At 51.4% G+C, this 12797-nt stretch carries 7 protein-coding genes and 1 pseudogene; 2 read left to right on the top strand and 6 right to left on the bottom strand.

Annotated elements, in window-relative coordinates; translation table 11 throughout:
* Positions 1 to 100: 100 nt before the first annotated feature.
* Positions 101 to 2641 carry a sigma 54-interacting transcriptional regulator gene (locus tag CRO74_RS17465; protein ID WP_245877896.1) on the top strand — a complete coding sequence of 847 codons (2541 nt, stop codon included), beginning with the start codon at positions 101 to 103 and terminating at the stop codon, positions 2639 to 2641.
* Positions 2642 to 2654: 13 nt separating this feature from the next.
* On the opposite strand, the gene CRO74_RS17470 is transcribed toward CRO74_RS17465, so the two are convergent.
* The 6 genes and pseudogenes from CRO74_RS17470 to CRO74_RS17495 all read right to left on the bottom strand — a co-directional run bounded on the left by CRO74_RS17470 (position 2655) and on the right by CRO74_RS17495 (position 9545).
* A complete protein-coding gene (locus CRO74_RS17470) occupies positions 2655 to 5000 on the bottom strand; it encodes a tetratricopeptide repeat-containing sensor histidine kinase (RefSeq protein ID WP_097127437.1) in 2346 nt (781 codons plus the stop codon).
* A gap of 254 nt (positions 5001 to 5254) precedes the next feature.
* A complete protein-coding gene (locus tag CRO74_RS17475; protein ID WP_097127439.1) occupies positions 5255 to 5728 on the bottom strand; it encodes a Dps family protein in 474 nt (157 codons plus the stop codon).
* Between the two features lie 60 nt (positions 5729 to 5788).
* On the bottom strand, positions 5789 to 6718 hold the full coding sequence (locus CRO74_RS17480) for a ring-cleaving dioxygenase (protein WP_097127440.1): 930 nt from the start codon (positions 6716 to 6718) through the stop codon (positions 5789 to 5791).
* Positions 6719 to 6735: 17 nt separating this feature from the next.
* Positions 6736 to 7794 carry an SMP-30/gluconolactonase/LRE family protein gene (locus tag CRO74_RS17485; protein ID WP_097127442.1) on the bottom strand — a complete coding sequence of 353 codons (1059 nt, stop codon included), beginning with the start codon at positions 7792 to 7794 and terminating at the stop codon, positions 6736 to 6738.
* A gap of 511 nt (positions 7795 to 8305) precedes the next feature.
* Positions 8306 to 8893, bottom strand: a pseudogene (locus CRO74_RS17490) (IS3 family transposase); the annotation flags it as partial.
* A gap of 163 nt (positions 8894 to 9056) precedes the next feature.
* Positions 9057 to 9545 carry a transposase gene (locus CRO74_RS17495; RefSeq protein WP_097127445.1) on the bottom strand — a complete coding sequence of 163 codons (489 nt, stop codon included), beginning with the start codon at positions 9543 to 9545 and terminating at the stop codon, positions 9057 to 9059.
* A gap of 635 nt (positions 9546 to 10180) precedes the next feature.
* Here CRO74_RS17495 and CRO74_RS17500 point away from each other — a divergent pair.
* On the top strand, positions 10181 to 12610 hold the full coding sequence (locus CRO74_RS17500) for a TonB-dependent receptor (protein ID WP_097127447.1): 2430 nt from the start codon (positions 10181 to 10183) through the stop codon (positions 12608 to 12610).
* The last annotated feature ends 187 nt before the right edge of the window (positions 12611 to 12797 follow it).

Consider the following 12797-nt stretch of genomic DNA (forward strand, 5'->3'; position numbering starts at 1 on the left):
TCGATAACCCTCTATTATTTTGGGCCTCCAATATATTGGAGATGTAAATTGGAGGTCGTATAACCTCGTACCTTTGCCATTCACTAACTCAACGAATCGAATGGTACTACCCAGCGAGTTTATTCCGTTACCTAAATTACTCATTGTTGAGGATGAGTTTTTGATTGCGAATGACCTTAGCCGGATATTGCAAAAGGCAGGTTATCAGGTTGTTGGTACGGCAGCATCCGTAACAGAAGCCAAAGCGATGGTCACCAGCCATACGCCGGATATTGTCCTGATGGATATTTTCCTGAATGACGACCAAACCGGTATCGATCTGGCCAGTTGGCTCAATGAGCAGGCTGTTCCTGTTCCGTTTGTCTTCCTCTCCGCCAACCTGACCGATCGTATTCTGGAAGCGGCCAAAGTAACCCAGCCGTTTGGCTTTCTGAACAAGCCTTTCCGGGAGAAAGATGTACTGACAACGCTGGAAATTGCCCGCTACCGCCATGCCCACAGCGAAGAGGCCAGATTAAGAAAACAACAGGAAGTACAAATTGCCGTCAACAATGCCATTGTCACCATTCAGGACCGCGACCAGCTTTGTCAGGCAATCGCCCATCAAATCAATACATTCGTTCCATTTTCATTCTTTAATCTGCGAATCGGCTTGCCCGACGAAGTGTCTTTTTACTGGCTGATGCTGGCAAAGACCGACACGGGTACGTTTGAGCGGGTAAATCTGACCGCGCTGCTTCGGGGCGAAGTGGAAGACGGACTGATTCAAAAACTGGATCGCGAAGCACCAGACAGGCTGGGGGAGGAGCAGGGCGTTTTCACGGGCGACGCCTTCGATCAACTCTGCGACCGGTACATAACCGCCCGTTCGTGCCGGGATAACTTTGGCGTTCGTTCGCTGGTGCTTTTTCCGATTCAGTTGAAGCGGAAAGCCTTTACGACCATTATTCTCTCCAGCACCCGTACCGATGGGTTTACGCAGAAAGACTACCAGGCCGTTAGTCTGATTGCGCCCCAGATTGCTCTGGCACTGGATAACCTGCTGGCTTACGAAGAAATCGAAGCACGCAGACAGACCAAAACAACGGAACTGGCCCTCGTCAATGTATTTCAGAATGGCAAAGACAGCCGTGAGATCATACCACAGGTAGCCGCTATCCTCAACGAGTTGATGCCGTTCGATCTACTGGCTGTTTACCGAATTGGCCGGATACTGGAATCGGCAACCATCGACAGGGCCGTTCAGAAACAGCATGGCGTTTTTGTGCCGTTGACGGGAAAGGAGAGTGTTCCCCACGCTATTGTCGACCAGCCGGACTGGAAACAGTCATTGGCCGATCTGGAAACCTGGCTGGTAGAACCCAGCATCAACGTAGGCACCCGATTTGCCGACATGCGCCAGCGAAGCGTAGTCACCCGGTTTTATGCCGACGCCCTGGGCTTGAAATCGTCGATGTATGTGCCCATTCTTAGTCAGGGAAAGCCGATAGCCGCGTTGATTCTGGCCAGTAAAGCGGCTTATGCGTTCACCCATAAAGATCTTTGTACATTGCAGGATATTAGCGTTGAACTGGCGCTGGCGCTGGAAAATATATCTGCCTACGAACGAATCAAGGTGCTGAGTGAACACCTGGAACAGGAAAAAACCTACCTGGCCGAAGAGATTAAGACCAGCCATAACTTTGAAGAAATCATTGGCACGAGCCCGTCCATGCAAACTGTGTTCAATGCCATCGGGCAGGTAGCGCCTACGGATTATACCGTCCTGATCATGGGCGAAACGGGAACGGGTAAGGAACTCATTGCCCGGGCTGTTCATAGTTTGTCAGCCCGTCGTGACCGGCCCGTCGTTAAAATAAATTGTGCCGCTTTACCCGCCCAACTCATCGAGTCGGAACTGTTCGGCCACGAGCGCGGAAGTTTTACGGGCGCAACCGAAAAGCGGATCGGTAAGTTTGAACTGGCCAACGGAGGCACGCTCTTTCTGGATGAGATCGGCGAATTACCCCTCGAATTACAAGCCAAACTGCTGCGGGCTATTCAGGAAAAGGAAATTGAACGGGTAGGCGGGAAAGGCGTTATCCTGATCAATACCCGCATCATTGCAGCCACCAACAGAAACCTTCAGCAGGAAGTAGCCGCCGGTCGGTTCCGCTCCGATCTATATTACCGGCTCAATGTGTTTCCAATTGTAGTGCCGCCCCTGCGTGAGCGTCAGGAAGATATTTTCCCTCTGACAATGCATTTCCTGCAAAAGATCAGCAAAAAGCTGGGCAAGCCCATCACAAACATCGCCAACGCATCGCTGCAACAACTCCTCCACTATACCTGGCCGGGTAACATTCGGGAGTTGGAGCACGTGCTGGAGCGGTCGGCTATTCTCTCCCAAACCGCTACCCTGACGCTGGCCGAACCGCTGCGGACAGCCAGTGGTTTACCGTCGTTTGTAATACCGTCGTCTGAGGATGTAAAATCGATTGACGATGCCATGCGATCAGCCATTCTGGCGGCACTGGCGAAATCGGGCAACCGGATTCGGGGTGTTGGTGGAGCGGCTGAACTGCTCAACATTAAGCCGACCACGCTGGAAGCCCGGATGAAAAAGCTGAACATTAGCGCCTACCAGCAGTCAGGTAACTGATCAGAGCAACCAGCTACTGGGATGACCAGGCCGTTCGGGCTGTTTTTTTGACGATGCTAAACTGTAGGCTGATCTGAACACCGTCGTCTCCATTAATACGCAGCTGCCCGCCAATCTGTCGGCTAAGGCCTTTGATCATGGTCAGGCCCAGGGTGTTGCTTTTGTCCACATCGTAGCCAGCGGGCAGGCCAACTCCGTCGTCATTGATTGTCAGCAGATAAGACAGCTGATCTACCGGGCTAAGGCTGATGGTTAGCGTTCCGGGGCTGTGCGGAGGATACGCACCGGACGGGAAGGCATACTTCAGGGAGTTGGTAACAGCCTCATTGATGATCAACCCCAGGGGAGTCGCCAGTGTTACATCCAGCAGAACCACCGAAACGGCTACGTTTCCCCGGATGGAATCCTGCCGGTCGAAGGAGTCAACCAGGTAGTCTACAATGTCACGGATATAGTTGGCCATATCGACTTGAGCCATGTTGTTGGACTGGTATAGTTTCTGATGAATCAGGGCCATGACATGTACCCGATTCTGACTCTCCCGAATGGCCGCCAGCGCCGTTGAATCGTGCAGAAAGTCGGACTGTGCATTCAGCAGGCTGCTGATAACCTGTAAATTGTTTTTGACCCGGTGGTGGATTTCCTTGAGCATCCATTCCTTCTCAGCCAGCAGTTCTTCCTTTTCGCCCAGCACCTGCTCCAACGACTGGTTTTTCTGGTTGATCTCAACCTGTTTGGCTTCAAGAAGCTGGTTGCTCTTTTGCTTGAGCCGATATCGGTTATAGCTTACGCCCAATAAACCTGCCAGCAAAATAGCCCCGGCAATAATGCCATTTCGGGTTGTCTGGGCGTGTTTAATCTCACTTTGCTGTAACCGGCTCTGTTTGGTGAGCAGGGCAATGTTCTGTTCCTTTTTCTGGGTATCGTACTGAATCTGCAGACTGGCGATCTGCCTGCTTTTGGTTTCGTTGAACAGGGAGTCGTTGAGGGATTTGTAGCGTCGGAAATGGTTGATCGCCGAGAGGTAGTTGCCCTGCGCCGAATCAACTTTAAAGAGCATAAAATGAATATCTCTGACCGTCGACAGAGCATTTTTCTGCGGGAGAAAACTCAACGCTTTCTGTAAATGATAATTCGCCTTGTTGAATTGTTTCCGGTTGAAGTAAAAGCCCCCAATATCCTGATGAGCCTGTTGTGAGGCCTCGAAAATCTTGTTCTTTGCGTACCAGTTCAACGTTTCTTCGTAATACCGTTCGGCCAGCGGGTAGTTTTTCAACGCATCGTAGCAATACGCTAAATTCTGGGCAACACAGGCTTTCTGAATGATGGTGTTGGTGGGGATTTCCCTGACGAGCTGTTGAATGAGCCGAAGGGCATCCTGCGGTTTTTTCTGGTCGATGAGGTCTTTCGCCAGCACACCCGCTGCATAATACATGGCAAAGTTAGGGAGCCGTTCGTGCCGCCAGGCTGCCAGCGATTTTTTGTACCACTCAATCCCTTTCTGGTGGTTGCCGATCTCGACATAAATCCTGGCCAGATCGCCGTAGAAAGCCGCTGCCGACACGGTATCCGCCGTTTTGTTCATGCTCTCCAGACACAGCATGCCATACAGCAGGCCCTTGTTGAAGTCGCCTTTCATCCGGCCAATGGTAGACAGTAACGTATAGGTATAGTGGAGCCTGGGATAGCGGATGGCTTTGTAGCGGTTCAGTACGTTGAGCAGCTCCGTTTCGGCAATGGCCAGGTCGCCATGATACAAATGCGTGACAGCGATTTCTTTCAGGGCGGTAATCTCCTGCTCCGGCTTATGTAAGGCCTTGTAAATGGCAGCCGCCTGACGGAAATTGGCATAGACGTTGGTATAATCGGGGTCGACGTTTCGGAGCCAGATACCCAGTCTGAACCGGGCAATAGCTTCGCCTTCTTTGTCGCCCGTACGCTGGCAGTCGGTGATCAGTGCCGAAAACTGGGAACGTCCGGATTCCGGATTACCCCCTTCCATGTTGGCAATCACGAACATGCTTTCTATGTTGTGCTGCCAGGTTCGTAAATGGAGCGAATCGCTCAGCTTCTTCGCTTTGTAGAGGTAGGTCCGGCCACTGTCCAGGTCGACTTTAGATTCTCCCGGTTTGTAAATATGGAATTTGCCCAGTTCGAGTAAAGCAGACAATCTGTTCGTATCCGGCTGGCTTTTCTGCAACTGAACAAGCAGGCGGTTAACGAGTTGCCGGTTTATGTTTTGCCCGGAAGCCGACAGGCTGTGCAACGCCAGAATGCAACCCACCACAAATAATTTATGGTTGCAAGAGGCCAATAGCCCGGTTGACCGCTGGTGAGCGTTACCCTTAACTGGCTGCATACTACGTTCGTTTAAACCGTAAGCCTTTCGCTTAGACCCGTGCCACGGTTACCTCGTGCGTTACAGGGTAACCGTGGCACGGGTCTAAGCGAAAGGCTTATGTATGGAAACAACCGCAAAAATAGTGATTGGTTGATGGTTATTAGTTAGCAGTTATTGGTTATTGAGTTAATGATTATTAATGAGTAGATCATTCTGAGGTTGGGCTATTTCCCTTACCCCTTACCCCTTACCCCTTACCCCTTACCCCTTAACTACTTAAGGTGTGCCCGCAGCATCCAGGCTGTTTTTTCGTGTTTTTCCATTAGTCCCGTCACAAAATCGCTTGTACCGGCATCCTTATGCGCATCGGCGAACTCATCAATCGTGCCCCGAATAAATTCGATTATGCTTTCATGATCGGCCAACAGCTTTTTGATCAGGCTCCGGCTGTCGTTGCCGTCTTCATCCTGCTCGGTAAGGTGGGTGAGTTGCAGGAAGTTTTTCAGCGTGGCCGGGGCGTAGTGACCCAACTGCCGGATGCGCTCGGCCACCGCATCTACAAACTCGGCCGATTCATTGTACAGGTCCTCGAAGTAGACGTGTACGGAGTGAAAGTCGATACCTTCCAGGTTCCAGTGAGCGTTGAGGGTTTTTGTGTACAGGACGAATTCATCAGCCAGTAGTTTGGCCAGCTCATGAGCAACTACTTCCCGGTTTTCGGGTGAGATACCAATGCTTGTTTTCATAAATGCAGCTTGAAATAAGTTGTACCTGAATGGACAGTGTTTAGTCGTCTGTTGGGAGATTCAGCTCAGCACGGGTAGCGACGTCTCTATTTTGGCCCGTTTGTCTTCGTGCTGTCGGGGAAGCTTAAGGTGGGTGCCCAATTCTGCCAGCGGTTCATCGACCGTAAAGCCAGGGTTGTCGGTGGCAATCTCAAATAGAACGCCCCCCGGTTCGCGGAAGTAGAGCGAGAAGAAATAATCGCGGTCTATTTTCGGGGTTATTTGTAAGCCTTTGCTCAGAATCTTGTCCCGAAATTCCATCTGAATAGCATCATTAGCGACCCGGAACGCTACGTGGTGATTGGTCCCGGCGGCATTCCGGCCGAGGGTTCCGGTGGGTTCTTCCAGCAAATCGACGATGGATGCCGTGGGTGTTGAATCGGTTATGAATCGGTAGCGGTTGCCCTCCTGTCCTTGTTGCACATAGCCAAAAATATCGGTCAGCACCCTGGCGGTGGCATCAATGGATTGCAGGGTCAGTGTAACGCTGTGAAACCCCCTGGTGGCGATGTTCTCTTTCAGGTCTGCGGTTTCCCAGACCGGCCGGTCGTCGGGGTGCTGAATGAGGGCAATAGCCAGCCCGTCGGGGTCGGTGAAGGGGAGATATACTTCGCCAAACCGTTCCGCCTGTTGGCCCATGGACACGCCCATTTCCCGGAATCGGCCCGCCCAGTTATCGAGGCTTCCGGTGGGAACCGAGTAGCCGATTTCGGTGGCCATGCCCACGCCGGTTCTGCCTCGCCCGATGCCTTCCCAGGGAAAAAAGGTAAGGATAGTACCGGGCGTCCCTGTTTCGTTGCCGTAGTAAAAGTGATAGGTACTGGGGTCGTCGAAGTTGACGGTCTTTTTCACCATCCGAAGGCCCAGCACATGGGTATAAAAATCGTAGTTGCGCTGGGCGTTGTTGGCAATGGCGGTAATGTGATGAAGCCCTAAAATGCGGTTTTCCATAGCTGTTTGGTAATTGGTTAGTTGCGAACGGGTGTTGCCCCGATCTGAAGTTTGTAGAGGTGTACTGGGTAAACAACGGCCGATCTTCCCGGCTGAAACAAGGTCGTTCGGTTGAGTTGTCCCGCCGGGAGCCACAGAAATCCGGCCTCATCAATCCACATCGCGCCTACCCAGATAAGTCGGGGATCGGCAATGAGTATCGAGGTTTTTCCGTCGGGCGTAATTTTTAAAATTCGTGACTGATTGATATCCGACAGATAGATGTTGCCGTCTGCATCAATCGTAGTTCCACCCGTGCCCGGCGTATCGACGAAGAGCTTCACCTGTTTAGCTATGTTGGCGGGGAGCAGGGTCACATCGTTCACGAAAAAGGTGTCAATTCGGCTCATCAATCCCGATGCCGGTTGAAAATACAGGTATCGGCCATCGGGCGACACTTCCAGTTGGTCGGCATGAATGCGTACTTCTTCGCCGTTCGGGTAGCGCAAAATCTGCCCTTCGGCCAGTATGGGCCGCATGTCCGTTACGGAATCGTCGTCTTCCAGAATCCGGCGACCCCGACCCGATTGCCGGTCGAGCACAATCAGCGCGGGGGCTCCGGCATCGGTCAGGTAGATATGCGACGGGGTAATCCGGACATCATCGACCAGACTGTTTGCCTTAACTACGCCATCGAGCGGAATGACCCGTATTACCCGATTCGTTTCTACCTCGATAACAACCACTTTGGCCCCCTCCACTATTGACTCGGGCCCCATCTGTAAATGTCCCGTATCCACAATCCATAGATTATGGTCGGGGCCGATGCGCAGGGAGCGAACCCGAATAAACGTTGGCCGGGTCGTCTGGTTAGCAGACAGCTTATTCCACTCCTCGTCAGGATAGGGAATAAGCGTACCATCGGCCCGGATTTCGCCGATTCGCAGGCCTGCTTCATCTGCCTGGCGTGGAAAACAAACGAAAACGCGTCCAGTATCGGTTGTCGTGACGCCATTCCAGACCAGATTCGATTGATAGGCCGATATCAACTGGAAATCTGAAATCCGTTTACCAGACTGACCGTTGCCGTTTACCATACTACTGAGATCAATAAGGGAAGCCCAGCTGTCAGGTCACTGGTGCTAGTGTAGAGCTACCTTTAAGGCCGCCCCGATAATGGTCTTTGCTACCTTCTGGGAACAAGTTGTTCCGGTTCAATGCTGATTCGGTTATTCATGGCTTACGTTAAGGTAATTCGATGATAGTCAGATTTCTGCGTCGATAAATTAGGGTATTGTTACTCCCCTGTCTCTACACTTGCAAACCTAAGGAAGGGCTACCCACTGAGAGCGGTACGAATCGACGATTTTTCGGTAAAAGGAGAGGATTGTCAGGAAAGAGCAAGGCAAAAGTTGCCAGAATGAGGGAAACAAAATGATGTGGAAATAGCTAGCCTACTTCTATTACGTTACCCGACTTGATTAAAGATAGCCGTTAGAATATCTATAGTTAACTCAGGCGGTTAATATAGATTTGCCTTTCAAATACCTGTAAAAGCGAATACGACGAAGTCCAGTAGACAAATAGACGTATGCTACTGAAATAGGTTTACAAAGGGGAAGAAAAGGCCGTATCTACCGGATATTGCACATTTCCGTACCGCACTTTTTTATAAGGGTACCATTTTAAGGCGTGATACCCTGTCTGTTGATGCGCTCGATTGGGTGATAAGTTGTTTAATGACCCATGAGGCCGCAACGAATTATACGTATCAATCGCCTGCGCCACGGCGGCTTGGGCCGCCACAAAACTGGGAAAACCACGCAAGTGAAAATCGTCCTTCAAGCAACGAAACACCCGCTCGGCCAATGCATTCTCGTTGGGATCACCTGACTCCGTCATGCTGATGGCGATACTGGCCTTCTTTAGCCGGTCTACATAAGCCCCCGAGCAATATTGAACCCCTCGATCGGAGTGATGAACCAACTCCTGTTGGCTTTCGCCACGCTCCCTTAGGGCCATCTCTAAAGCCGCTAAGGGCCCTTTCGCTTCCAGCGTTTTATGCAACGACCAGCCCACGATTTTCCGCGAATACCCGTCCATGATCACCGATAAATAAGCAAAGCCATGCCCCACCAAGAGGTACGTGAGGTCACTTACCCAAAGCCGATTCGGCCGATTCGGCTTCAGCTCTTTGACCTGATTAGGCCGGGCCGATTTCTATGGTTCAAACAAGGGTTGGCGTATAATTTTTGTTATATTTTTTACCCTGCTTAACGACTGCATAGACCCGATGGATGAGCTTATTTCTTAATGCGTTGATGACCAGCATCTTATTTTTACCCTGAGCCACCTTTCGCTAATAATACGCCTGTAATTCACCAGGCACTTGAAGTGCCGACATAGCTGCCATATGAAGTAATGTTTTAAGTGACTTTCGAGCATGGTGATTCACGCGGGTCTTGCCCCGTACACTACTTCCCGAAGAGTGTTCGAAGGGAGCTACGCCCGCATGGCAAGCTAGTTTTTTGGGATCTTTAATGGCGTTGAACTCATCACTGGCCAGGATTAATTCAGTGGCCACGACTTGACCAACACCGGGGATAGAAGTCACCAACTCAAAGAGTGCTTTCAGCGTAGGATCGTCAGTAATAAGCTGTTTGATCGCCTTTTCGACCCCTTTTAAATCGCTTAGTAGCGCCTTCAGTGAGCTACTGCAATGCTGACCTAGTTGGGTAGTCAGGGCTTTGTCGCCAAATCGTTTTTGTTCGGCTAGGGGCACTTTCAACTGGCTGATCATACCTTGCAGACGCTGACGAAGTCGAGTAAATTCCGCCAGCTTTTTCATGACGGGTCGAGCTGGCTTCCATAGGTTGCGAGCCTGGCCGGAGACGCTAGGGAAGCCCGCTCGGTTGTCTGTCTGGCAAGCTACCCAAATCTTGGTTTCTTACCAGCCCTCAAACCTAAAGGCCGGGGCGGCACAATACTTTCAGACTACGCATTAAACAGTTAACTGTCTTTTTTTTAGGTATTTATAGCGAAGATTTCATCCTAACGTGGGGCCGGCCGACGGTCGATTGAACGAAAAGGGGAAGAATTGACAGAGTATCATCTTTTAAGGCCTTAAAATCGTTTCATCCGCGGTGGCGACGGGCAGACCCGGGTCGGCGCACCGACTGCTGGCAATTTGCCTTTTCCGAAATCAAATCGCTTCGGCCGGTCCGCCGGTGCGACTCCGATTCATGAAACCTGCTCATTTATTGAGTTTTACGAAATGAACCGGGCCGCGCCACGGTGGCCCGCTTTGGTAGCTGCAACCTTAGCAGGGCCATAGATCGGCCTAAACTGGGGCCTTGGGAATGAACCTATCGTTCAACTATTCCTTTTGGCCGAAAATTACTGTTTTATGGCTGAAATGTGAAAGCCCTTCTGTGGGTATCCGGCGAAGTTTGTCTGACTGTTCACTGATAAACTCCCTGAGCCATGAAACTTGTTTATGCTTTCTTCTTTCTGCTTTCTCTCCCGCTGCTCGGGCAATCGATCCGGGGAACTGTTCAGGAAAGTGATGGTAAGATAATACCATTTGCCTCCGTTCTTCTACTTAAAAGTACTGACTCATCGCTGATAAAAGGCGCAGTAGCGTCCGTAACAGGTACGTTTATCATTGATAATGTGCCAGAGGGTACGTATATCCTTGCCGTTAGTATGGTTGGCTACCAGAAAGCTCACACAAGTCTTGTAGTTATGGCAGGGGCTACCAAACTACAATTACCTGCACTTACTCTTTTGCACGAAATCCAGCAATTGGCCGAAGTGAAGGTTGTCGTCCAAAAGCCCATGTTTGAACAACAGCTGGATAAGCTGGTAGTCCATGTCGGTAGTATGCTATCGGTGGCCGGGAGTTCAGCGCTTGATGTGCTCGAACGTTCGCCGGGCGTGATGGTGAATCGCCAGCAGAATGCCCTGACGCTCATCGGTAAAGGGGGCGTAACGGTAATGATTAACGGCAAAATCAGCCGCCTGCCGCTCGATGCCGTTATGCAGCAACTAGCCGGGATGAACGCCAGTAACATCGACCGGGTCGAACTCATTACCAGCCCTTCTGCCCGGTACGACGCGGAGGGTGATGCAGGGATCATTAACATTATCCTCAAAAAAGACATCTCCATGGGTACGAATGGTACCTATAACCTCACGGCAGGCTATGGCTTCTACGAAAAGCCGGCCGGTTCGATCAACCTGAACCATCGCAGCCAACGGCTGAACCTCTTCAGCGATGCCTCGGCGCTGTACGACAGGCAGCAGCAGGAGTTCTGGGGCGAACGCCGGTTTAGCTTCAACGACATAGAAAACCTATATGGCGTCACGGTACGGCATAAGCCGTTGGGGCAGAATTATAGCGCCCGGTTAGGGGCTGACTATACGCTAGCAGCACGGACCACCCTGGGTGGATTGGTAGCCGGTTTTTTGAACCAGTGGTCGACTCTGAAAAACAGCCACGTTACGCTTCAGCAAAGTATGAGGCTCACCGAGCTGAACCAGTTGGCAGACCGGGAGCTGAACCGCTGGACGCAGGGTATGGTCAACCTGAACCTGCGCCATAGCTTTGGGAAGGACCGCCTGCTGAGTCTGGATGCCGATCGGCTTCAGTATTTCAATACCAATTCGCACGACTACCGCAGCCACTATACTTACCTGCTTACAGAACAGCAGCGGCAGGAAGATATGAACAGCAGCAAACTTACACCCATTCGGATGTGGGTGCTGAAAGCGGATTACAGCCAGCCCCTCGGCGCAAAAGCCAAACTGGAAATGGGGGCCAAGAGCACCCGGACCCGCCTGACCAATGACGTTGTGGTGAATCGTTTACTTAATACCGGCTGGCAGGCCGACCCTGACTTTAGTCAGAATTACACGCTAAGCGATAATATTACGGCCGTTTATGCCAATTTCAATCAGAGCTTGACGGCCCGGACGAAGCTTCAGGCAGGGTTGCGGTATGAACACACCCGCACTGACGTCAGTACGCAGGAAAACCCCATCCTGGTAGCCCGCAATTACGGTAGTTTGTTCCCGAGTGTATTTCTATCGCATGACCTGGGCAAAAAAGGAGTGCCGTCCACGCGCAGCCTGCAACTATCGTATAGTCGCCGGATTCAGCGCCCCGACTATACCTTACTTGCTCCGTTTGTTCTATTTGTAGATCCTCAGTCGTTTGTGACGGGCAATCCGGCCCTTCTACCTACCTTCACCAATATAGGGCAGCTCACCTACCGATTCCGCAGCAGCTGGCTCGTGACTGTTCGCTATAGCCACGACCGTAACGCGCTGGATCGATTCCGCATCCGTTTCGACTCTACCCTGAATCGATCCATCACTACGCCAGATAATATACGCTCATTCCAAACCGTTTCGGCGGCTTTTACCATTCCCCTGGTGCTGACCCACTGGTGGCAGGTCCAGACCAACCTGATTGGCATTTGGCAGATGGCATCGACCGAAATTAACCAAAAGACGCTCACCTACGGCAACCGCTACGGCAGCGTGACCCAAAGTCATACGTTTAAATTGTCCAAAGGCTTCACCGGTGAGCTAAGTCTGAATTACCAGTCGGCAATGCTGTTGGGACTGGCGAGAGCCCGTCCGCTGGGCAGCGTCAACGTTGGTATCCAGAAGAAGTTTACTGATAACCGAAGTTCACTGGCATTGTCGGTCAGTGACCTGTTTTGGACCAACCGCCGGGCCCTGGATGCTATCTTCACCGGAGGAACCGGGAGTTATGGTTTCCGCAACGAACCCCGTATCGTACGGCTGACCTACAGCCGGAGCTTCGGCAGCCAGACCGTCAAAGGCGCTAGCCGACGAGCCACCGGCTCCGAAGATGAACGCGGCCGGGTCTCCACTAGTAATTAGGTGATTTATTCACGTCATTGGAAAGACGGAGCAGAATTGTATAAATTGCCTGATAATCAGTTTATAACGAATGAGGAAGGTAATCGCGTGCATAGGCAGTAGTAAGGTTACTAAAGGGGATGGGGAACATGCAGGTGGAAACTGAATCGGGCCGCTTTACCCAACGTATTGTGCTTTTATACCCTTA

Source organism: Spirosoma fluviale (assembly GCF_900230225.1).
GTDB classification, from domain to species: domain Bacteria; phylum Bacteroidota; class Bacteroidia; order Cytophagales; family Spirosomataceae; genus Spirosoma; species Spirosoma fluviale.

Bases quoted from the DNA above. Each gene is read 5' to 3' on its own strand.
- CRO74_RS17465 (WP_245877896.1), top strand. From the start codon at position 101: ATGGTACTACCCAGCGAGTTTATTCCGTTACCTAAATTACTCATTGTT.
- CRO74_RS17470 (WP_097127437.1), bottom strand. From the start codon at position 5,000: ATGCAGCCAGTTAAGGGTAACGCTCACCAGCGGTCAACCGGGCTATTG.
- CRO74_RS17475 (WP_097127439.1), bottom strand. From the start codon at position 5,728: ATGAAAACAAGCATTGGTATCTCACCCGAAAACCGGGAAGTAGTTGCT.
- CRO74_RS17480 (WP_097127440.1), bottom strand. From the start codon at position 6,718: ATGGAAAACCGCATTTTAGGGCTTCATCACATTACCGCCATTGCCAAC.
- CRO74_RS17485 (WP_097127442.1), bottom strand. From the start codon at position 7,794: ATGGTAAACGGCAACGGTCAGTCTGGTAAACGGATTTCAGATTTCCAG.
- CRO74_RS17495 (WP_097127445.1), bottom strand. From the start codon at position 9,545: ATGAAAAAGCTGGCGGAATTTACTCGACTTCGTCAGCGTCTGCAAGGT.
- CRO74_RS17500 (WP_097127447.1), top strand. From the start codon at position 10,181: ATGAAACTTGTTTATGCTTTCTTCTTTCTGCTTTCTCTCCCGCTGCTC.